At 62.6% G+C, this 22,499-nt stretch carries 18 protein-coding genes and 1 tRNA gene; 13 read left to right on the forward strand and 6 right to left on the reverse strand.

The window, feature by feature from the left end; genetic code table 11:
• Positions 1-24 precede the first annotated feature (24 nt).
• Both NGM15_RS14970 and NGM15_RS14975 read right to left on the reverse strand, forming a co-directional pair.
• Positions 25-432 (reverse strand): group I intron-associated PD-(D/E)XK endonuclease, encoded by a 408-nt coding sequence (locus tag NGM15_RS14970; protein WP_253432630.1) that lies wholly within the window; start codon positions 430-432, stop codon positions 25-27.
• A 212-nt stretch (positions 433-644) separates the two neighbouring features.
• A tRNA-Asp gene (locus tag NGM15_RS14975) sits at positions 645-717 on the reverse strand.
• Between the two features lie 377 nt (positions 718-1,094).
• Here NGM15_RS14975 and NGM15_RS14980 point away from each other — a divergent pair.
• From NGM15_RS14980 to NGM15_RS18755, 10 genes are all read left to right on the forward strand, one after another.
• Positions 1,095-1,322 carry a DNA-directed RNA polymerase subunit H gene (locus NGM15_RS14980; RefSeq protein WP_253432632.1) on the forward strand — a complete coding sequence of 76 codons (228 nt, stop codon included), beginning with the start codon at positions 1,095-1,097 and terminating at the stop codon, positions 1,320-1,322.
• On the forward strand, positions 1,323-2,897 hold the full coding sequence (locus NGM15_RS14985; RefSeq protein ID WP_253432635.1) for a DNA-directed RNA polymerase subunit B'': 1,575 nt from the start codon (positions 1,323-1,325) through the stop codon (positions 2,895-2,897). It abuts the gene before it with no gap.
• A gap of 3 nt (positions 2,898-2,900) precedes the next feature.
• Positions 2,901-4,730, forward strand: coding sequence for a DNA-directed RNA polymerase subunit B (rpoB, locus tag NGM15_RS14990; RefSeq protein WP_253432637.1), 1,830 nt, complete (start codon positions 2,901-2,903; stop codon positions 4,728-4,730).
• Positions 4,731-4,733: 3 nt separating this feature from the next.
• Positions 4,734-7,697: a DNA-directed RNA polymerase subunit A' gene (locus NGM15_RS14995; protein ID WP_253432640.1), complete on the forward strand. Its 2,964-nt coding sequence runs from the start codon at positions 4,734-4,736 to the stop codon at positions 7,695-7,697.
• Entirely contained in the window at positions 7,690-8,916 is a 1,227-nt protein-coding gene (gene rpoA2, locus NGM15_RS15000; RefSeq protein WP_253432642.1) for a DNA-directed RNA polymerase subunit A'', read from the forward strand. Before NGM15_RS14995 ends, rpoA2 begins: the two co-directional genes overlap by 8 nt.
• A 34-nt stretch (positions 8,917-8,950) precedes the next feature.
• Positions 8,951-9,370 (forward strand): NusA-like transcription termination signal-binding factor, encoded by a 420-nt coding sequence (locus NGM15_RS15005; RefSeq protein ID WP_253432645.1) that lies wholly within the window; start codon positions 8,951-8,953, stop codon positions 9,368-9,370.
• A gap of 247 nt (positions 9,371-9,617) precedes the next feature.
• Positions 9,618-10,046 (forward strand): 30S ribosomal protein S12, encoded by a 429-nt coding sequence (locus NGM15_RS15010; protein ID WP_253432648.1) that lies wholly within the window; start codon positions 9,618-9,620, stop codon positions 10,044-10,046.
• A gap of 1 nt (position 10,047) precedes the next feature.
• Positions 10,048-10,656 carry a 30S ribosomal protein S7 gene (locus NGM15_RS15015; protein WP_253432649.1) on the forward strand — a complete coding sequence of 203 codons (609 nt, stop codon included), beginning with the start codon at positions 10,048-10,050 and terminating at the stop codon, positions 10,654-10,656.
• A 419-nt stretch (positions 10,657-11,075) separates the two neighbouring features.
• Positions 11,076-11,588, forward strand: coding sequence for a HalX domain-containing protein (locus NGM15_RS15020; protein ID WP_253432652.1), 513 nt, complete (start codon positions 11,076-11,078; stop codon positions 11,586-11,588).
• A 160-nt stretch (positions 11,589-11,748) separates the two neighbouring features.
• Positions 11,749-11,877: a DUF7503 family protein gene (locus NGM15_RS18755; RefSeq protein ID WP_256498875.1), complete on the forward strand. Its 129-nt coding sequence runs from the start codon at positions 11,749-11,751 to the stop codon at positions 11,875-11,877.
• Here NGM15_RS18755 and NGM15_RS15025 read toward each other — a convergent pair.
• From NGM15_RS15025 to NGM15_RS15035, 3 genes are all read right to left on the reverse strand, one after another.
• A complete protein-coding gene (locus NGM15_RS15025) occupies positions 11,874-13,925 on the reverse strand; it encodes a CHAT domain-containing protein (RefSeq protein WP_253432654.1) in 2,052 nt (683 codons plus the stop codon). The two genes, NGM15_RS18755 and NGM15_RS15025, sit on opposite strands and share 4 nt — an antisense overlap.
• Positions 13,926-13,992: 67 nt before the next feature.
• Positions 13,993-14,772: a DUF7504 family protein gene (locus NGM15_RS15030; RefSeq protein ID WP_253432656.1), complete on the reverse strand. Its 780-nt coding sequence runs from the start codon at positions 14,770-14,772 to the stop codon at positions 13,993-13,995.
• Between the two features lie 87 nt (positions 14,773-14,859).
• Positions 14,860-15,621 (reverse strand): DUF5781 family protein, encoded by a 762-nt coding sequence (locus NGM15_RS15035; RefSeq protein ID WP_253432659.1) that lies wholly within the window; start codon positions 15,619-15,621, stop codon positions 14,860-14,862.
• 196 nt (positions 15,622-15,817) lie between these two features.
• On the opposite strand from NGM15_RS15035, the gene NGM15_RS15040 reads away from it, so the two are divergent.
• Positions 15,818-18,004 (forward strand): elongation factor EF-2, encoded by a 2,187-nt coding sequence (locus tag NGM15_RS15040; RefSeq protein ID WP_253432662.1) that lies wholly within the window; start codon positions 15,818-15,820, stop codon positions 18,002-18,004.
• 71 nt (positions 18,005-18,075) lie between these two features.
• Here the strand turns inward: NGM15_RS15040 and NGM15_RS15045 are convergent, their stop codons facing one another.
• A complete protein-coding gene (locus NGM15_RS15045; protein ID WP_253432664.1) occupies positions 18,076-18,822 on the reverse strand; it encodes a fumarylacetoacetate hydrolase family protein in 747 nt (248 codons plus the stop codon).
• 133 nt (positions 18,823-18,955) lie between these two features.
• On the opposite strand from NGM15_RS15045, the gene NGM15_RS15050 reads away from it, so the two are divergent.
• Entirely contained in the window at positions 18,956-22,000 is a 3,045-nt protein-coding gene (locus NGM15_RS15050) for an FAD-binding and (Fe-S)-binding domain-containing protein (RefSeq protein ID WP_253432666.1), read from the forward strand.
• A gap of 60 nt (positions 22,001-22,060) precedes the next feature.
• Positions 22,061-22,462, forward strand: a complete 402-nt coding sequence (locus NGM15_RS15055; RefSeq protein ID WP_253432669.1) for a PPOX class F420-dependent oxidoreductase — start codon at positions 22,061-22,063, stop codon at positions 22,460-22,462.
• Positions 22,463-22,499: the final 37 nt, after the last annotated feature.

Genomic DNA, 22,499 nt, shown 5'->3' on the forward strand with positions numbered 1-22,499 from the left:
CATTGGTCCCCCTCTCTGGAGGACTCACAGTCGCTTCTCGAGTCGATAGTCCGACTCCCGTTTCGTCGACGGATGCTCTATCTCGGGTTCCACAATTCGGAGATAGGTGCTCTTCTTTCCGGCGTCTTCCATCGGGACCCAGTACAACTCGTCGGTCTCTCGGCACCGAACGGCGAACCCGTCGATCGTGTCGTCGTAGTCGACGACCGTGTCAGTTCCGTCGACCGTCGTCTTGCTGGCCGTCTTGAATCGAATGACGTCGCCTTCGACCCAGCCGGTTTTGCACTGCACCCGGAGTATACGAGTACCGGTATCGAGCAGGAGGTCGTATTTGTCGTTGTCTCCGAACGGAATCGACACCGAGTGGCCCATAGCGATCAGTGCCGCCAGGATCGTCGCTTCAGTCTCGTCTCCTGTTTGCTTCGTATTCACGCGAGGTCTGGTCCCGTTTTCGTACAAAAACTCCTGGACTGTGTGAGATTTCTACGGGTAGGCCGACCGCCTCGGTTTCCTTACAGGCCGGCCCGTCGCTATACGCTCGAGGCCTGGCCGCAAAACAACCGTCTGGGTACGAGTCGATTCGTCTCGCTGTGGTTCTCGAAGCACGCCGAATCGCTCCGCTCGTCGGTTAGTTCCTCGAAAAGCGCCCGAGGCGGGATTTGAACCCGCGTCACGACCGTGACAGGGTCGTATGATGGGCCACTACACCACCCGGGCACCCTGCATCTCTTCGTTTCCCGGTCGCAGTATTAAGGCTTTCCAATCGGTGACGGTTTGGTAGGCCGGGACGCAACACGATTTCTGGATTTTCGACGCTGTTTGAATCGCTCGAGACAACCGAAACCTCGAGCCAGACTAGCTATCGAACGGCTAAGCGAACTTCCTGACGAACGGTTGCCAATTCTCCGCAAAGGATTTAATCAATACGTGTGGTACGTACTGGTATGTGACGCCGCCGGCGACGGGTGATGGCCGGCGGGCCGACTAGCCGTGCCTGTGGGGCAACTTAGTAACCGTTAAATGCCTTCCAGCAATACGTCCCTGTAGTATCTCGTGACAGCCGCTTCTCCCCCGGTAGGCCGGACCAACAACACATGGTAGACGTAAGCCAACACGAACTCGTGCCCGAGCACACAATCCTCGACGAAGCGGTACTCGAGGACGTGCTCGACGAGTACGACATCGACCGTACAGACTTGCCGAAGATCAAACGCACGGACAAGGCGCTGCCCGACGAAGCCGAGGTCGGGGACGTCATCAAAATTGTGCGAAACTCGCGAACGACGGACCAGGCCGTCGTCTATCGACTTGTGGTGGAATAAATGGAACTGGACCGAACACTCAGACGAGACATCTCGCGGGAGTATTTTTCGAAAGAACGACTGGCCGAGCACCACTACCGCTCGTTCAACTCCTTCCTCACGCGAGGGATGCAGGAGGTAGTCGACGAGAAGGCAACCATCGACACGGACATCGGCGACAAGGAGGGCGAGGAGCCCGTCCGCGTCGATCTCGGAGACGTACGCGTCGTCACGCCCCGGGTTCGCGAGGCCGACGGGTCCGAGGAACTGCTCTACCCGCAGGAGGCCCGCCTGCGCAACATCACCTACTCCGCGCCCGTCTTCATGGAGATGAGCATCGTCAAGGGCGAGGAGGGCGACGAGCGCGTCGTCGACTCGACGGAGACGAAGATCGGCCGGATGCCGATCATGGTGGGCTCCGAGAAGTGTAACATCGCGGGCTTTTCCGACCAGGAACTCATCGAAATCGGTGAGGACCCCGCCGACCCAGGCGGCTACTTCATCGTCAACGGCTCCGAGCGCGTGTTGATGACCAGCGAGGACCTCGCGCCGAACAAGATTCTCGCCGAGTACGACACGAAGTACGGCGACGAGATTCAGGTCGCCAAAACCTTCAGTCAGCGCCGTGGCTACCGCGCCCTGGTGCTGTGTGAGCGGACCCGGAACGGCCTGCTCGAGGTCTCGTTCCCCTCGGTATCGGGCTCGATCAACTTCGTCACCCTCGTGCGCGCGCTGGGTCTCGAGTCCGACGAGGAGATCGTCCACAAGGTCTCGAACGACCCCGAGGTCGTCAAGTACATGCTCGAGAACCTCGAGGAGGCGGAGGTACAGACGAAAGAGGAGGCTATCGAGGCGCTGGGCAAGCGCGTCGCCTCCGGTCAGGGCAAGAACTACCAGCTCAAGCGGGCGAACTACGTGATCGACCGCTACCTCCTGCCTCACCTCCACGAGGAAGGTGTCGAGGAGGAGGACGTCCGAATCAACAAGGCCCACTACCTCTGCCGGATGGCCGAGGCGTGTTTCGAACTCGCGCTCAACCGGCGCGAATCCGACGACAAGGACCACTACGCGAACAAGCGGCTGAAAGTCAGCGGCGACTTGATGCGCGACCTGTTCCGGACGGCGCTGAACAAGCTGGCACGCGACGTGAAGTACCAGCTTGAGCGCGCGAACATGCGAAACCGGAACCTGTCGGTCAACACCGTCGTGCGCTCTGACGTCCTGACCGAGCGACTCGAACACCCCATCGCGACGGGGAACTGGGTCGGCGGCCGGTCCGGCGTCTCACAGCTCGTCGACCGAACCGACTTCATGGGCGTCCTGAGCCACCTGCGCCGGCTGCGGAGCCCGCTCTCGCGCTCACAGCCACACTTCGAAGCGCGGGACCTGCACGCGACCCAGTGGGGCCGAATCTGTCCCTCCGAGACGCCGGAGGGGCCGAACTGTGGGCTGGTGAAGAACTTCGCGCAGGCGATGGAACTCTCCCAGCACGTCGAGGACGAACAGGACCTGAAACGCGAACTGGCGTCGATGGGTGTCGAGGGCATCCCCGGCATCGAGGGCGTCGAACGAACGACAACGAGTGCGGACGACTAACACATGAGTAGCCAACAACGAGAAGCCAAGGTGTACGTCAACGGGTCGCTGGTGGGTACGCACCCAGACCCGGAGGAACTGGCCGAACAGATTCGCGAAGCCCGACGCATCGGCGACGTCAGCGAGATGGTCAACGTCTCGGTGAAAGAGCGCACGCGCGAGGTCATCGTCAACGCCGACGCGGGCCGCGCTCGTCGTCCCCTGCTGGTCGTCCAGGACGGCGAACCCCGTATCTCGGACGCCGAGATCGAGGCCCTTCGTGACGGCGATCTCGAGTTCGAGGACCTCGTCGACCACGGCTACATCGAGTTCATCGACGCCGAGGAAGAAGAGGACATCTACGTCGCGGTCGACGAGGACGATCTGAACGACGATCACACCCACCTCGAGATCGATCCCTCGCTGATCTTCGGGATCGGTGCGGGAATGATTCCGTACCCCGAGCACAACGCGAGCCCGCGAATTACGATGGGGGCAGGGATGGTCAAGCAGTCGCTGGGCCTGCCCAGCGCGAACTACCGAATCCGGCCGGACACGCGCCAGCACCTGCTGCACTACCCGCAGCTGTCGATGGTCAAGACCCAGACGACCGAACAGATCGGGTTCGACGAGCGCCCCGCCGCCCAGAACTTCGTCGTCGCCGTCATGAGCTACGAGGGGTTCAACATCGAGGACGCGCTGGTTATGAACAAGGCCTCCGTGGAACGAGCGCTCGCCCGGTCGCACTTCTTCCGGACCTACGAGGGCGAGGAACGGCGCTACCCGGGTGGCCAGGAGGACCGCTTCGAGATTCCGAGTCAGGACGTCCGCGGCGCTCGCGGTGAGGAGGCCTACACCCACCTGGACGAGGACGGCCTCGTCAACCCCGAGACGAACGTCGACGAGAACTCCGTCTTGCTGGGCAAAACGAGCCCACCGCGGTTCCTCGAGGAACCCGACGACATGGGCGGGCTCTCGCCCCAGAAACGCCGGGAGACGTCAGTCACCATGCGCTCGGGCGAGTCGGGCGTCGTCGACACCGTCACCCTGATGGAGGGCGAGGACGGCTCGAAACTGTCGAAGGTCTCGGTGCGCGACGAACGAATCCCCGAACTCGGGGACAAGTTCGCCAGCCGCCACGGCCAGAAGGGGGTCGTCGGTCACCTGGCGCCCCAGGAGGACATGCCCTTCACCGAGGAGGGCGTCGTTCCCGACCTGGTCGTCAACCCCCACGCCCTGCCGTCGCGGATGACCGTCGGACACATTCTCGAGATGATCGGCGGCAAACTCGGCGCGATGGAGGGCCGTCGTGTCGACGGCACGCCGTTCCTCGGCGAGGACGAGGACGAACTCCGCGGCGGACTCGAGGAAGCCGGCTTCAACTCCGCGGGCAAGGAGGTCATGTACTCGGGCGTGACCGGCGAGAAGATCGAGGCCGAAATCTTCGTTGGCGTCATTTTCTACCAGAAACTCTACCACATGGTCTCGAACAAACTGCACGCCCGTTCGCGCGGGCCGGTGCAGGTACTCACCCGCCAGCCCACCGAAGGGCGTGCCCGCGAGGGTGGGCTGCGTATCGGGGAGATGGAGCGCGACGTGTTCATCGGCCACGGCGCGGCCATGACGCTCAAGGAACGCCTGCTCGATGAGTCTGACCGCGAATTCATCCACATCTGTGGCAATTGCGGGATGAGCGCGGTCGAGAACGTCGAGCAACGCCGGGTGTACTGCCCGAACTGCGACGAGGAGACCGACATCCACGAGATCGAGATGAGCTACGCGTTCAAACTGCTGCTCGACGAGATGAAGGCCCTCGGCATCGCCCCGCGACTCGAACTGGAGGACGCCGTCTAACACATGCAACACAGCACACCCAAAGACATCGGATCGATCAACTTCGGGCTCATGGAGCCCGAAGAGTACCGGGAGATGAGCGCGACGAAGATCATCACCGCCGACACCTACGACGACGACGGTTTCCCCATCGACATGGGGTTGATGGACCCCAGACTGGGCGTCATCGACCCCGGACTCGAGTGCAAGACCTGCGGGAAGCACTCGGGGTCGTGTAACGGCCACTTCGGCCACATCGAACTCGCGGCGCCGGTGATCCACGTCGGTTTCACCAAACTCATCCGGCGACTGCTCCGGGGAACCTGCCGTGAGTGTTCGAAGCTCTTGCTCACCGAGGACGAGCGCCAGGAGTTTCGCGACCAGATCACGGAGTACCGAAAGCTGGGTCACGACCTGAACGACGTGACGAAGGCGGCGATTCGGCAGGCACGAAAGAAGGATCGGTGTCCGTTCTGTGCCGAAATCCAGTACGACATCGACCACGAGAAGCCGACCACGTACTACGAGGTCCAGCAGGTTCTCACGAGCGAGTACTCCCAGCGTATCGCCGGTGCGATGCAGGGCAACGAAGAGGAGGGCATCGACCGAACGACGCCCGACGAACTCGCAGAGAAGACGGATATCGAACTCACCCGCATCAACGAGATTCTGTCGGGTTCGTTCCGTCCGCGCGAGGATCAGCGCAAGGCGATCGAGAAGGCTCTCGACATCGACCTGACCGAAGAGGACACGAACAAGCTGATGCCCTCGGATATCCGCGACTGGTTCGAGGCGATCCCGGACGAGGACCTCGAGGTACTCGGTATCGACGCCGAGCGGTCCCGACCCGAGTGGATGATCCTGACGGTGCTGCCGGTACCGCCGGTCACCGCTCGCCCGTCGATCACGCTGGACAACGGCCAGCGTAGCGAGGACGACCTCACCCACAAACTGGTCGACATCATCCGGATCAACCAGCGGTTCATGGAGAACCGCGAGGCTGGTGCGCCCCAGCTGATCATCGAGGACCTGTGGGAACTGCTTCAGTACCACGTTACGACGTTCATGGACAACGAGATCTCGGGAACGCCGCCGGCGCGACACCGCTCCGGACGGCCTCTGAAGACCCTCTCCCAGCGGCTAAAGGGGAAGGAAGGCCGGTTCCGCGGTTCGCTGTCCGGGAAGCGCGTCAACTTCTCGGCCCGGACCGTCATCTCCCCCGACCCCACCCTGAGCCTCAACGAAGTCGGCGTCCCCGACCGCGTGGCGACGGAGATGACCCAGACCATGCTCGTCACCGAGCGTAACCTAGAGGAAGCTCGACGCTACGTCGCCAACGGGCCGAACAGCCACCCCGGCGCGAACTACGTGCGACGGCCGGACGGCCGCCGGCTCAAGGTAACCGAGAAGAACTGCGAGGCGCTCGCGGGGCTGTCCGAAGAAGGTGAACTCGAGAGTTCCCAGACGATCGGTCCAGGATGGGAGGTCAACCGGCACCTGATCGACGGCGACATCGTCATCTTCAACCGCCAGCCGTCGCTCCACCGGATGTCGATCATGGCCCACGAGGTCGTGGTCATGCCGTACAAGACGTTCCGACTCAACACCGTCGTCTGTCCGCCGTACAACGCGGACTTTGACGGCGACGAGATGAACATGCACGCCCTGCAGAACGAGGAGGCCCGCGCGGAGGCGCGCGTCCTCATGCGCGTGCAAGAACAGATCCTGAGTCCCCGCTTCGGGAAGAACATCATCGGGGCGATCCAGGACCACATCTCCGGGACGTACCTCCTGACGAAGGACAACCCCCGGTTCAACGAGACGCAGGCGCTCGACTTGCTCCGGGCGACCCGGATCGACGAACTGCCCGAACCCAGCGGCATCGACGATGAGGACGAACCGTTCTGGACTGGCCGGGACGTGTTCTCCGAACTCCTGCCCGACGACATGAACCTCGAGTTCACGGGGACGGTCGGCGACGACGTCGTCATCGAGGACGGTCAACTCGTCTCGGGAACCATCGCCGAGGACGAGGTCGGCGAGTTCGGCGGCGAGATCGTCGACGCGATCACGAAGCAGTACGGGAACACTCGCTCGCGCGTCTTCATCAACGAACTCTCGACGCTCGCGATGCGGGCGATCATGCACTTCGGGTTCTCGATCGGGATCGACGACGAGACGATTCCGGCCGAGGCCGAAGCGCGCATCGACGAGACGATCGAGGAGGCCTACGATCGCGTCGCGGAACTCATCGAGGCATACGAGCGCGGCGAACTCGAGAGCCTGCCCGGGCGGACGCTCGACGAGACGCTCGAGATGAAGATCATGCAGACGCTCTCGCGGGCGCGTGACAACGCGGGGAACATCGCCGAGGAGCACTTCGAGGGCGACAACCCCGCGGTCGTCATGGCCGAGTCCGGAGCGCGTGGGTCGATGCTCAACTTGACCCAGATGGCCGGCTGTGTCGGCCAGCAGGCAGTTCGTGGCGAGCGGATCAACCGCGGCTACGAGAACCGCACCCTGAGCCACTACCAGCAAAACGACCTCTCCGCGGAGGCTCACGGTTTCGTCGAGAGTTCCTACACGGTCGGCCTGGACCCGCGGGAGTTCTTCTTCCACGCGATGGGTGGCCGCGAGGGTCTGGTCGACACGGCAGTCCGGACCTCGAAGTCCGGCTACCTCCAGCGTCGGCTGATCAACGCGCTCTCGGAACTCGAGGCCCAGTACGACGGCACCGTCCGGGACACAGGCGACACCATCGTGCAGTTCGAGTTCGGCGAGGACGGCACATCGCCGGTCCAGGTGGCCTACGACGACGACCACGACGTCGACGTCGAGGGCATCGCCGAAACGGTGCTCGACGAGGAGTTCGACTCTGAGGCCGAGCGCGAGGCGTTCCTCTCGGGCAAGCGGATCGAGACCAACCTCTCGGAACACGCCGACAGCCGTCGAGTTGTCGAGCCAGAGGGGGTGAGCTCGGATGACTAAGACCGAGAACGTCTTCGTCCAGGACTACGACGTCGACGACGACGCTGTCGTCATCGTCGAGGATAGCGAACTCCCGCGACGGCTCAAGGATCGCGTCTACGCGGTGCTCGAGGACAAGGGGGACGTGACGATCGAGCAGGCCCAGGATATCGTCAGCGCCGTCGAGACCGAGTACGTCGAGACGCGCGTCGATCCGCTCGACCCCGTTGGGACCGTCAGCGCCCAGTCCATCGGGGAGCCCGGGACGCAGCTGACGATGAACACGTTCCACTACGCGGGGGTCGCCGAGATCGACGTCACCCAGGGACTGCCCCGACTGATCGAACTCGTCGACGCCCGGAAGACGCCGGACACGCCGACGATGCAGGTCCACCTCACAGAGGAGTACGCGACCGAGCGCGAGAAGGCCCACGAGGTCGTCTGGAACATCGAGGCGACGAAGATCCTCGCGCTGGGTGACGTGTCGACGAACGTCGCCGACATGCGCGTCCAGATCGATCTGAATCAGGACACGCTCGAGGAACGACTCATCACGGCCGAGGAGGTTGCCGAGATCATCGAAGACTCTCTGGGCGTGCAGACGACCCAGCAGGGGACCCAGATCGAGTTCGGCCCCGAGGAGCCGTCCTACCGGGACCTCCTCCAGCTGGTCGAGGAGCTTCGGGACATCACGTTCAAGGGGATCGAGGACATCTCGCGGGTCGTCATCCGCCGGGAGGACCTCGAGGTCGAGACCGACGACGGCGTCGAGGAGCGCGAGGAGTTCGTCCTCTACACCGAGGGGTCGGCCTTTGGCGACGTGCTCTCGATCGAGGGCGTCGACGCTTCGCGGACAACCTGTAACAACATTCACGAGATTCACCGAAACCTCGGTATCGAGGCCGCTCGGGAGGCGATCATCGAGGAGACGAACAACACGCTGGCCGAGCAGGGGCTCGACGACGTGAACGTTCGCCACCTGATGCTGGTCGCCGACATGATGACCAACGAGGGGACCATCGAGTCCATCGGTCGTCACGGCATCTCGGGTTCGAAGGATTCCGTGCTCGCCCGCGCGGCGTTCGAGGTGACGGTTAACCACCTGCTCAACGCGGCCATCCACGGCGAGATCGACGAACTCGACGGCGTCACCGAGAACGTTATCGTCGGCAAGCCGATCAAGCTCGGTACCGGTGACGTCGACCTGCGGATGGGGTCGTCGCCGAATCGGGCGGACTGACATACCGCTCGTTTTCTAGACGTCATATACCAAGATGACCATCACCCTCGAGGACGACGCACGCCAGTTCATTGCCCGTTTCGAGGACGTCTCAGGCATCTCCGGCCAGGACTGTCTCGTCTTCGAGGACCGCCTGGTGATCGTCGTCCCTGCGGGGACGATGGGGCAGGCAGTCGGCGCCCGCGGGCAGCACGTCCAGCAGTTCGAGCGCCGAACGGGGCGATCCGTGCGGCTGGTCGAGGGCTCGAGCGACCCCGAAGCCTTCGTGGCGAACGCGCTAGCGCCCGCAGCGATCCGCAACGTCACGATCAGCGAGAACGACACGACGGTCGCCTACGTCGAGGTGCCCGAGGACGACCGCGGGGTGGCGATTGGGACGGGTGGCCAGCGGATCGAGGACGCACGAACGCTCGCCAACCGTCACTTCGGAATCGACGACGTGCAGTTAGCCTGAGCGCCCGATGCTGGGACGTTCGCCCTCGCGCTCGGTCTCAGTACTGAGAAGATTGTGCTCGGACGGCGTTCGATCTCGAGTGACGGCGCCTCAGTGACGCCGAGGGACGATAAACCGTGCTGTGGCCGTAACTCGAGACTGCGAAACGCCCTCAGATCTCTCGAGGAGGCTCGATAAAGCGCTCTCGAGGCGTTTCTCTCGGAAGCAAAAGGGGATGCTTAAGTGCCTTCGTCGGATAGCCATCGGCATGGCAAACGGCAAATACGCCGCGCGCAAACTCAAGAAGGACCGCCAGAACCAGCGGTGGTCCGACTCTGACTACGCGCGCCGAGCACGCGGCCTGCGCGAGAAATCGGACCCCCTCGAGGGTGCGCCCCAGGCTCGCGGTATCGTCCTCGAAAAGGTCGGCATCGAAGCAAAACAGCCCAACTCGGCCATCCGGAAGTGCGTCCGTGTCCAGCTGATCAAGAACGGCAAGCAGGTCACGGCCTTCTGTCCTGGCGACGGGGCAATCTCGTTCATCGACGAACACGACGAGGTCACCATCGCCGGTATCGGTGGCGCGAAGGGTCGTGCCATGGGTGACCTCTCCGGCGTCAACTACAAGGTCGACAAGGTCAACGGCGTCGCCATGCTCGAACTGGTTCGCGGCAACGCGGAGAAACCGGTGCGATAACATGAGCGAGCAAGAACAACCCGAACCCGACGCCCCCGCTGGCGGCAGCGACCTCACTACCAAGCTCTTTGGCACGTGGGACGTCTCCGAAATCCAGTACAACGACCCCTCGACCGAGCGCTACCTGTCGGTGACGCCCATCGCGCACACGGCGGGTCGCCACGCGAGCAAGCAGTTCAAGAAGTCCGAACTCTCCATCGTCGAGCGACTGGCCAACCGACTCATGCAGACCGAGGAGAACACGGGCAAGAAACAGCAGACGCTGAAGATCATTCGCGATGCGTTCGAAATCGTCAACGACCGCACCGAGGAGAACCCCGTCCAGGTCCTCGTCACCGCCGTCGAGAACGCGGCGCCACGTGAGGAGACCGTCCGCCTCAAGTACGGCGGTATCTCGGTCCCGAAGGCCGTCGACGTCGCGCCCCAGCGCCGCGTCGACCAGGCCCTGAAGTTCATCGCCGAGGGTGCTTACAGTGCCTCGTTCAAGTCGCCGACGTCGGCTTCGGAAGCGCTCGCCAGCCAGCTCATTGGGGCGTCGAACTACGACGTCCAGGCGTACGCGATCAACCAGAAAGAGGAGAAAGAACGCGTCGCGGCTGCGGCGAGATAACCGCGTTTCGTTTACGTTTACGTTTGCGTTTTTCTCGGTTTCGGCCCGTTGTCAGCTGTCGACTGCTGATCGCTGCCTGTCGACTACTGACTGCTGGCTGGCTGCTGTCGATCACTGACACCGACTACCAACTGTCGACCTCCAATTGACTCTCCATCTATCGGGCACCTCCTCGAGCGCACTCGACGTTCGTTACTCGGTATCCTCGAATTCGACCTCGAGAGTGATACTGCTGGTCCGGACAGCGTACGTCGATCGAGCCCGCCTCGACAGATACCAACCTTCTCGGACCGGTTTGCTTGCACTTGCAGGCGAGGCGAGTCAGATTTATAATCCTTGCACGTGGATTCTACGTACTAACTGTGTTGTCTATTACGTCACCTCGTGTTTTCGCCGTTCACCACGACGTTTCTCAGGTCGTGTCGGATACTGAGGCCCTCTCCGCGGTGTACGACGTTCGCCGTATCGACTTCGATCGATCGATCCTGGATCAGCTCGAGGCGGGCGACGACGTCATCCTCGTCGACTGGGAACTCGAGAGTCCAGACCCCAGAGGGGTTCTCGATGCGCTCAGCCAGAACGCGCCATCGACGCCCATTCTCGTGGTCACGAGCGACGTCCCGACGGACGACCCCATCGACCGCGGCGCTGACGAGTATCTGGTGACGCCCGTCTCGGCCGAGAAACTCCGATCGACGATCGATCGACTGGTTCTCCAGCACGCCTACCAGGAGGCGATGAGTGAGTACTTTCGACTCGCGACGGAGCGGGCGTTGCTCGAGAACGAACGCGAGGCGGGTGTCGACGTCGACGAGCGATACGAGCAGGTGGTGGCTGACCTACACGAGTGGCGAGAGCGGGCGGATTCGATCAGAGGTGAGTTCTCGCGCGACGGGTTCGACCGGGCGCTTCGTCGGTTACTCAGCGAGTAACGATTATTTTCCGCCGATTTTCTGGCCACCCCGACGCAGTCCCCTTTTTCTATATCAAATCGTTGTTTAACTATTTATACTATCAGATTTTCCCATGTATTCTGTGTGTGATTTCTTAAAATAAATTCATTACGTGTCGGTACCATGGATTGGATGTACTATGACGGAACTTAGCGACTACCTGAAGAACCACCCACGAATGATCGGCGTCCTGTTCACGGCAATGCTGTTGCTGTCCCAGGCGGGAACGGTTGCGGCGGGGAACAACGGCGCTTACACTGGACCTTAATCGTCAATGGAGAACGTTTCACTCCACTGAATTTCGCCTTCGTATAGAATTGGGATGTCTTCTAACTGAAGAAACCGGTTGAGCTCCTGCTTCGTTACTGGGAATGGTCCTGCAGTTGCTGCAGTAAGAAAATAAGAGTCGTTCGAGTCGAGATACGGAACAACTATCGTACCTTTTGGTAATTCGGTTGTCTCGTACGTATCGAGTGCAATCATTGTTTTCGAATCTTTTTGGGTAATTCTCCCAATAGTCGGGGCACCAGTCTCTGACTGCGCTATAGAGATTAATCCGTTTCCGACCATTCGATACTGTTGTCCCACAAGTGTCTTTCTTCGTGCCACGTCGAGTGCAGCATAGAGCGGGTAGCCTCGATTTAGCACTCTAGCGATCATGCTACCCATGCGAATTGCACCGCTATTGATTACGTCGCCGAGCGTGACAATCCCTCCAGAACTTCCGGCTTCGACCAGATGAAGCCCTTGGTCGCGTGACTGACACGCATTGAGCAAGAATGCTTTTGTGCCGACTTCCTCGAGCGTCGTTCCCGATAATTTGCCGTCCGAGCACTGGAACCCCTCCCGATCGATATGGCCGATGTAATGTACAAAATCGCTCTCTTTGGCCAATAATTCTCTGAGTTCGTCCATCGTCAGAGAATAGTACTCGGCCACGTTGAACGGGAGTTCGTCGCGATTACCGTATATCCCGTTTACAGTCTCGAGTTCATCTTTCATCTCTGAGTCGTTACAGACGACTTTGATCTCGATAGGATCCTCTCGCGGCTCTCGTCCGATACTGTGAGTAAACGCGGACAGGGGTGTTGTACTTATCAAAGTCGTCGAGTCATCAGTTTCCCAATGCTGTTCAATTGTTGGTATGTCCAGTCCCTGATCGCGAATGTCGTGCTCCTCGGCACCTCGAGAGGTACTCACACCCCGTGTAAACTCTTGGATCGCTTCACGCTGTGCGGGGGCTTCTGGCGAAGCACTATCGGTTTGCTGTATCTGAATGATTGCGAGATCGTTCGCGATAAAGGGGAGGAACGTAATGCTCTCTGATGTCGGCTTCAAATGGGCTTCGAGACGCCACTCGGGGATGACTGGTTCGATCGTCGAAAACGGCGTCGAGAGATATTCCTCGAGTTGTTTGGAGAGGGGCTGTTCGTACACCTGTTCTAAGTCGAATGGAAGGGACGATTCGATCGCCTGCCGTTCGTGTAACGGTACGGGAGTCATCCCTTCGGTACGGACGATACAGTCGAGGAAGAAGATCTGCTTGAGTAACCGTTCAGCAGTTTCTTCGAAACCACCGTCACTGGTTAGTGAATAGGATAGCCCGGCATCGGTCGATATCCTCGATGCATCTCCGGAGGTGACCTCCGCTCCGAGATAGTATGCGAGTGGAGCTATAACATATACGTTCTCGAGACTCGGCGGAATCTCGATTCGTATTCCGGTTTCCGGGCGGTCAAACTCGTCTGGAATCGATAACGTCTCTCCGATTTCAAGCGCTGGTGGATGTCCTCTGAGCGTTGGATAGGATCGTTCGGGAGTGGTGGTTTTTAACGCTGACCCGAAGGCCGTAACTGCTTCCATGAGGTCTGCCGGCTCTTCTGTCGTAATAATCGTCCCTGCAGGGCGCGTGTGTGAAGAACGGGCGCCGACGATCACTCGGGTTGCATCGTCAAGAGTGATGTGTGTTTGTTGACTATCTGCGTAGATATGCATCGAACTTTTAAAATGAAGGTAGATCTTGAACGGTGTCGAGAGATCGAGAGTGTACGCCCCTTCTGGAAGTATTTGCTGTTCACCCGGTCGAACCTCGTGGACCATCGCACCTGTCTCGTCCCGGACGTACACGAGGTCGTTCGTCGGTAGCGTGACGCTCTCGATTTCGATTTCGACGGCCGAATCGACCGGATACTGTAAACAATCGTCGCTGACCGGCTCCGGCGACACCGACTCGTGGGTCGTCAACCGGTAGCGATGGCGCTCTATCCGATCGATAATCTCGAGCCCGCCATCGACTGCTTCGAATGTCGGCTTCATCTCAGTAATCTCTGAAGTCGGCCCCGTCCAGGATGGGACACCCGACCGGCGCCTCGACGCGTCTTGCTCACTGGGTTATCGGTACCCAGCCGGTGGAGAGGTCGCTCTCTGTGAGCGACCATCGCTCCTGGACGATGCCGTTTCGTTCTCGAAGTTCGACGACGACGTCGAACAGGGGGGTGAGGATCGAGACGGTACTCGAGTCGCGTTCGATCGGGAGGTGGTAGTGGGCGATGCCGCCGGCGGCTCGAGTCCGTCCGTTGAGCAAGTGCAGGTACTGGAATACGGCTTCCCTGCCGTACTCCTCAAGGAATGGCACGAGCGAGTCGATGCCGACGCGGAGTACGCCGGGTTCGAGGTCGCCGTTGCGTTCGAATCGTTCGATGGCGCTCGAGACGGCGATGCCGACGTCGCCGAGGGTTTCGGCCGTCGTCACTGGTGCTTTGGCGCCTGGTGTCGATGGTGTCGAGGGAGTTTTGGTCCCGGCTGCCTCTGTCGTTTTTGCTGTCTCTGTTGTCCCCGCTGTCCCCGCCGTCTCCGCCGAGACGCTGCGGGCCGTTCCCTGGTAACTGACGATTTCGGCGTTCCCGGAATCTACGTCGTCGACCAGGCGGTCGATGTCGAACTCCGTGCCAGGCGTCGAAATCACGATGCGCTTCCGGATTTCCTCGGGGGCCGTTCCGAGCAATCGGCGAGCGATCACCTGTCGCTGGTCGGCCTGTACGACACCGGTCACGAGGACGCTCGCCCCTCGTCGTTTCAACCGGGACAGTTCGTCGGCGAATGCGCGCTCCGTCGTCCCATTACGACAATCCTTCCCCGAAAACATCAGTAGTATGTTCCGCATCTATGAAGTATCGAACATTAAGCGTTTGGGTCGAAGCGGCACGTCTCGAGCGGGAGGCACGGCCAATCGGCGGTGTTCGCGCGCCGTTCAATCTGCCGCTCGAGTCCCCTCGCCGACGTACGACCGAGTGGTTTCGACGAGCACCTGCCGGTAGGTGCTCGGGTCGGGATCCTGGCTGAGTTCTCGGAATCGCCGCCGGAACGCCTCGAAGTCGATCTGCGGGGCGTCCATCGCTGCCACGTGGGCGAGGTCGTACAGGCGGTGGTCGGCCTCGAGCAGGTCGTGTCGCTCGGCGAGTGCGAGCGCAAAGGCCGCGTTGACGGCGGTAATATCGGGATCGGCGGCGGGGGAGAGCCGTTCGACGCCCGGATTCGTCCCAGGGGGCGTCTCCGGTCGATCACGGAGGGCAGTCGCGAGCGAGGACTCCAGGAACGCCAGTAGCTTTTCCCCGGGGCCGACCGAGAGCGTGATGTCGTCGGCGTAGATGTCTTTCATGTGGTTGGCGATCTGGTAGCAGTGTGAGAGTTTGTACTGCTCGACGCGTTGCCCGGCCAGCGCGAGGTAGAGGGCCTCCTTCGTCGACTGGACGTGTGAAGGGTGATCCTGCTCGTGACGGGCCATGTGGGCGAACTCGTGGAGTGCCAGCTCGCGCGCCATCGCCGAGGATGCGGCCTGCCTCGAGATGTTGAGCACGTGCCGGTCGTCGTGATGGGCGGCCCAGGTTCGCTCGTCGGGGTCGTCACGCAGGTGGACGTAGACGGGGAGTGAGAGGTCACACTCGGTTTCGAACAGGTCCTGGGCGCTGAGAAACGGTGCGGCAGGTCCCGGTCCCTGTATGCGCAAATCCATGTGTGTCCGTAACAGGGGTCGGGCGCCTATGGCTCTTACGCCGGTGTTCGTCGGCCGTCGGTCGAACCCCTGGCGTTCAATGCTTGCTATTCTCTCACGCAAATTGGCCAATTCGAGTCTCGAGGCGGTCTTGGGGCCTGTTCCCGCCGAGACGAAACAGCACCCTTTTGACCCCGCTACCGGTACAGGTGGGTATATGGGCCGACGCAAAAAGATCGTCCAGGAGTGTGAACGGCTGATGGACGAACCGGAGAACATCCGGAACATCGCCATCGCCGCTCACGTCGACCACGGGAAAACGACTCTCTCCGACAACCTCCTCGCGGGCGCCGGTATGATCTCCGATGATACTGCCGGCCAGCAGCTCGCGATGGACACGGAGGAAGACGAGCAGGAACGTGGGATCACCATCGACGCGGCGAACGTCTCGATGACTCACGAGTACGAGGACACGAACCACCTCATCAACCTCATCGACACGCCGGGCCACGTCGACTTCGGTGGCGACGTCACCCGCGCGATGCGCGCCGTCGACGGTGCGCTCGTCGTCGTCGACGCCGTCGAGGGTGCCATGCCCCAGACCGAAACGGTCCTGCGGCAGGCACTCCGCGAGGGCGTCAAGCCCGCGCTGTTCATCAACAAGGTGGACCGCCTGATCTCCGAACTACAGGAAGGCCCCCAGGAGATGCAAGAGCGTCTCCTCTCGGTCATCCAGGACGTCAACGACCTCATCCGCGGCATGACCGAGGAGATGGACGACGTCGACGACTGGTCCGTCTCCGTCGAAGAAGGCACCGTCGGCTTCGGGTCCGCCCTCTACAAGTGGGGCGTCTCGATGCCGTCGATGCAGCGCACCGGCATGGACTTCGGAGACATCATGGAACTCGAGCGCAACGACGAGCGCCAGGAACTCCACGAGCGGACACCGCTCTCGGACGTCGTGCTGGACATGGTCTGTGAGCACTTCCCGAACCCGGTCGACGCTCAACCCCGTCGTATCCCTCGGATCTGGCGCGGCGACTCCGAGTCCGAACTCGCCGAGACGATGCGTTTCGTCGACGAATCCGGCGAGGTCGTCTTCATGGTCACCGACATCTCCATGGACCCTCACGCCGGGGAGATTGCCTCCGGGCGCGTCTTCTCGGGCACCCTCGAAAAGGGCCAGGAGCTGTACGTATCGGGCACTGCGGGCAAGAACCGCGTCCAGTCCGTTGGCATCTACATGGGCGGCGAGCGCGAGGAAGTGGAGAACGTTCCCGCGGGGAACATCGCCGCGGTCACCGGCCTGCGCGACGCTATCGCCGGCTCGACCGTCTCGAGCATCGATATGACGCCGTTCGAGTCCATCGAGCACATCTCCGAGCCCGTCATCACGAAGGCGGTCGAGGCGAAGACGATGGACGACCTCCCCAAGCTCATCGAAACGCTTCGCCAGGTCTCGAAGGAAGACCCCACGATTCAGATTACGATCAACGAGGACACCGGCGAGCACCTGATCTCCGGGCAGGGTGAGCTTCACCTCGAGGTCATCACCCAGCGTATCGAGGCCAACCAGGGCATCCCGGTCAACACCGGCGAACCGATCGTCGTCTACCGCGAGGCCGTCCAGCGACCGAGCGACACGGTCGAGGGCATCTCGCCCAACCGCCACAACCGCTTTTACATCTCCGCCGAGCCGCTGACCCAGGAACTGGTCGAGACGATTCAACTCGGCGAAGCGTCGATGGACATGCCCGAACTCGAGCGCCGTGAAGCGCTCCAGGAGGCCGGCCTCGACAAGGACACCTCCCAGAACGTCGAGCACATCCACGGGACGAACATCCTCATCGACGACACGAAGGGTATCCAGCACCTGAACGAGACGATGGAGCTCGTCATCGAGGGGCTCGAGGACGCTCTCGACAACGGGCCGCTGGCCGCCGAGCCAGTCCAGGGAACCCTGATCCGACTGCACGACGCGAAGCTCCACGAGGACACCATCCACCGTGGTCCGGCACAGGTCATCCCCGCGACGCGGGAGGCCGTCCACAAGTCGCTGATCGACGCTCACATCAAGCTGCTCGAGCCGATGCAGGACGTCCGGATCGACGTGCCCAACGAGCACATGGGCGCTGCCTCCGGCGAGATCCAGGGCCGCCGTGGCCAGGTCGACGACATGTACCAGGAGGGTGACCTCATGGTCGTCGAAGGCGTCGCGCCAGTCGAGGAGATGATCGGCTTCTCGAGTGACATCCGCTCGGCCACCGAGGGTCGTGCGGCATGGAACACCGAGAACGCCGGCTTCGACGTCATGGCCGACTCGCTCCAGCGCGAGACGATCATGGAGATTCGCGAGCGCAAGGGCATGAAGCTCGAGTTGCCGCCGGCGATCACCTACCTGTAATCGCTCGATACCCCCTTCTCTCGATTTTTGCATCCACCGAGCGACGGCTCGGCCGAATTGCCCGAATTCGGTTAGTGCTCGACGACGTTACGTAGCGTTCCGACGTCCTCGTAGGTGATCTCGACCGCATCACCGGGTTCGAGCAGCCCTGGGTTCGCCGGGCTGCCGAAGGCGACCACGTCGCCTGGACGGAGGGTGAACCGCTCGGAGAGGAAGGCGACGACTTCGAAGGGATCGAACAGCATCAGTTCAGTGCTCGCCTCCTGGCGACGTTCCCCGGCGACGTCCGTCCGCATCTCGAGGCGTGTCGGATCGATGTCGGTCTCGAGCCAGGGGCCCAGCGGCGCCGACCCGTCGAAGGCTTTGCGGGCGGTTCGGCCCTGCTGGTCGAGGGCGTCCACGTCGTTCATGATCGTGTAGCCGCGGACGACCTCGGGGACCTGTTCGGGTGCGAGGTCCCGACAGCGTCGGTCGATCACGGCCGCCAACTCGCCCGCGTAGGTCAGCTCGTCGGTGAACCCCGGATACTGAATCGGTTGACCGTGTCCGAGTACGGAGGTGGGAGGCTTGATGAAGAAGTCCGGTTCGTCTGGGCGCTCGTAGTTCATCTGTTCGAGCGTGTCGGCGTAGTTTCTCCCGACGCAGTACAGCGCCGAGGGGTCACACGGCGGGAGGAGGCGGCCGTCCCGGCCGACCTCGTAGGTCCCGCCGTCGGCGCGGAGGACGGCGCCGTCGTAGCCGTCTTCGGAGGTTGCAGTCCCAACCTCGAGCTGGCCCGAGACGGGCCCGTCGGGCGTCGACAGTCTCGCGAGTCGCATGCTGGGGACTCTCGAGGCGAGCGACGTATGTCTGCTGGTCGATCCGGAAGGCGTCGGTGCCGACCCGCTGTGGATCCTTCGTGAGAGACTATCTGGCACAGCATATTTGACCGCCCTCCGTGTACGAGGGGGCATGGCAGTTGAGGACGTTCCACCTGTGGCAGGCGATGTCGGATCTCACCTCGAGTCGACCGGCGGGGACCGCCCACCCGTCGAGGAGTACGCCGCTCTCGCCCAGGCACTCGAGACGCGCCTCGAGGGCGAGGTCGCCTTCGACGAGTACGCCCAGGTGCTCTACGCCACCGACGGGAGCATCTACCAGGCTCGACCGGCCGGCGTCGCCCACCCGACTGACGTCGACGACGTGCGCGCGGCCGTCGAAACGGCTGCCGAGTTCGACGTGCCGATCCTCCCTCGCGGGGCCGGGTCGTCGCTGGCCGGCCAGGCCGTCGGTCCGGGCTGTCTCGTCCTCGATTTTTCGACCCACATGAACGACGTCCTCGCGGTCGACCCCGACGACCGGCGGGCAGTCGTCCAGCCCGGCGTCGTCCAGGACCACCTCGACGCCCGCCTCGAGCCCCACGGACTGAAGTTCGCGCCAGATCCGGCCTCTTCGAACCGGGCGACGGTCGGCGGCGGCATCGGCAACAACTCGACGGGAGCGCACTCGGTTCGCTACGGGATCACGGACGCCTACGTCGAGGCCTGTGAGGTCGTCCTCGCCGACGGCTCGCTGATCCACGCGCGGGAAGTCGTCCTGGACGGGCCGGAGTGGGACGAAATCGTCGGGAAAGACGACCAGGAGGCCCACATCTACGAGACGGTACGCGGCCTAGTCGAGGACCACGAGGCCGAAATCGAGGCGCGTTACCCCGACCTCAAACGGTCAGTCAGCGGCTACAACCTCCAGAAGGTGATCGACGAGACTGACGACGGCGAGCGAACGATCAACCTCTCGAAGCTGCTGGTAGGTGCCGAAGGTACCCTTGGAATCGTCGTCGAGGCGACCCTCTCGCTCGTGACGGTTCCCGAGGAGACGGCGCTCGTGGTCTACCCCTTTACGGACCTGATCGACGCACTCGCCGCTGTCCCTCGCGCGCTCGCCCACGACGTCAGCGCCGTCGAGTTGATGGACGACGAGGTGTTCCGTCTCGCCCGCGAGTCAGAAGGGTACGCCGATTACGCCGGGGCCATCCCCGAGGAGGCTGCTGCGGCGCTGATGCTTGAGTTCGACTCCGAACTGGTCGAAGACTTCGAGGCGGCCATCGCAAAAACGACTGCGGAGTTCGTCGACGACGGCGACGCCTTCGACGTCGTCGAGGCCTACACGGACGGTGCCCAGGGCGACCTCTGGAAGCTCCGGAAGGCGGCGATCCCGCTCCTGATGAGCATGGACGGTGACCCCAAACCCTACCCGTTCATCGAGGACGCCTCCGTGCCGCCGGCTGAACTGGCCACCTACGTCCGCCGGTTCGAGGAGATCCTACGCGACCACGGCACATCGGCGGCGTACTTCGCCCACGCGGGCGCCGGTACCCTCCACATTCGCCCCATCCTGAACCTCAAGGAGGACGACGGCGTCGAGACGATGCAGGCCATCACCGAGGACGTGACCGACCTCGTGCTCGAGCACGACGGCGCCTTCTCCGGGGAACACGGCGACGGGAAGGCCCGGACAGCGTTTACCCCCAAGATGTACGGCGACGACCTGTGGGCGGCGTTCAAGGCACTCAAGACGGCCTTCGATCCCGAGTGGCGTCTCCACCCCGGTAACGTCGTCTACCGCGACGGGCCCGACGACGTCGGTCCCGACTGCGAACGAGGGGTGGGCGCCGACATGCGCGAGAACCTGCGCTACGGGCCCGCCTACCACTCGCTCGAGCCGCGGTCGACGCTCTCGTTCGACGACGAGGGCGGCTTCGCTCACCTCGTTGAACTGTGTAACGGTTGTGGCACCTGCCGCCAGACCGATAGCGACGTGATGTGCCCGACCTATCGCGCCTCCGGCGAGGAGATCCAGACGACACGCGGACGGGCGAACCTGCTCCGAGCGGCAATCTCGGGCGAACTTCCACCGGAGGAACTGTACACCGAACGGTTCCAGTCCGAGGTCCTCGACCTCTGTGTCGGCTGTAAGGGTTGCTCGAGCGACTGCCCGACGGGTGTCGACCTGGCGAAGCTCAAGGCGGCGGCCAAACACCAGTACCACCAGGATCAGGGCGCGAGCCTCCGGACGAAGTTGTTCACGAATATCGACCGACTGGCGGCCCTCGCGAGCGCCGTCGCGCCCGTCTCGAACCGCGTGCCCGACCTGCCGGGCGTTCGACCCGTGATGGAGCGAACCCTGGGGATTGCCCGCGACCGTCACTTGCCGTCGTTCGAACGGGAGACGTTCCACGACTGGTGGGACGCCCGGGATGGTCCCGCCGTTCCGGAATCCGACGCCGGGGCCGCCGTCGTCCTGTTCCCCGATACGTTCACTACCTACAGCGACCTCGGGCCAGGGAAAGCCGCGGTTCGCCTGCTCGAGGCCGCCGGCGTTCACGTCCGCGTTCCGACCGACCTCGCTCCCAGCGGCCGGGCGGCCTACTCGATGGGCCTGCTCGATGAGGCGCGCGACCGGGCGAAACGCAACGTCCGCGCGCTGGCTCCCTACGCCGACCGTGGCTGGTCGGTCGTCTTCGTCGAGCCCTCCGACGCCGTCATGTTTCAGGACGAGTACCGCGACCTGCTCGCTGGCGGTGCGGACGTCGACTCGCGAGCGCTCGAAGCCGTCTCGAGCGCGGCGTTCGGCGTCCTGGAGTACGTCGACCGGTTGGGCCTCGATCGAGAACTCGAGTTCGACGCGTCGGGCGAGTCGCTGACCTACCACGGCCACTGCAACCAGAAGGCGCAGGGAACCGATCACCACGCCGTAGGCGTCCTTCGACGGGCCGGCTACGCCGTCGACCCGCTGGACTCGACGTGCTGCGGGATGGCCGGTTCGTTCGGCTACGAGGCCGAGCACTACGACCTGTCACTGGCTATCGGAACCTTGCTCGCCGACCAGGTCGAGGCGAGTCCAGGCGACCGCGTGACGGCCACCGGCACCTCCTGTCGGAGTCAACTTGCGCAGGTGCTCGAGGCCGACCGACCGCCCCATCCCGTGGAACTGATTGAACGGGCTCGCCTCGAGTGATCGAGGGGGATTTGCGTAAGTGGGGTTTGCATCTTAGTTCCGCGGGAGCGAACGGTCGATATGGCATCGATCCCGACCGACTTCCACGACCTGTTCGAGAAACAAACATTCGCCCACGTCGCCACCTTGCTTCCGGACGGGGCGCCCCACGTCACGCCGGTGTGGGTCGGTTACGACGCCGACGCGGATCGGCTGCTGGTGAACACCGAGCGCGACCGGCGAAAGACGAAGAACGCTGAGAACGATTCGCGAATCGCAATCAGCATGACCGACCCGGACAATCCCTACCGGATGCTGTCGGTGACGGGCGAAGTCGACGAGGTCACGACGGAGGGCGCGCGCGAACACATCGACGAACTGGCACAGCGCTACATGGGCGAGGACGAGTACCCGAATCCGATCCAGTCTGAACGCGTCATCATCTCGATTCGACCCGAACACGTCAGCAGCTTCGAGGGGTGAGCAGCGAGTAGCGGGCGGGTCTACTAGCGATCCAGTC

Origin of the sequence: Natronosalvus halobius (genome assembly GCF_024138145.1) — an archaeon.
In the GTDB taxonomy this organism is placed as follows: Archaea; Halobacteriota; Halobacteria; order Halobacteriales; family Natrialbaceae; genus Natronosalvus; species Natronosalvus halobius.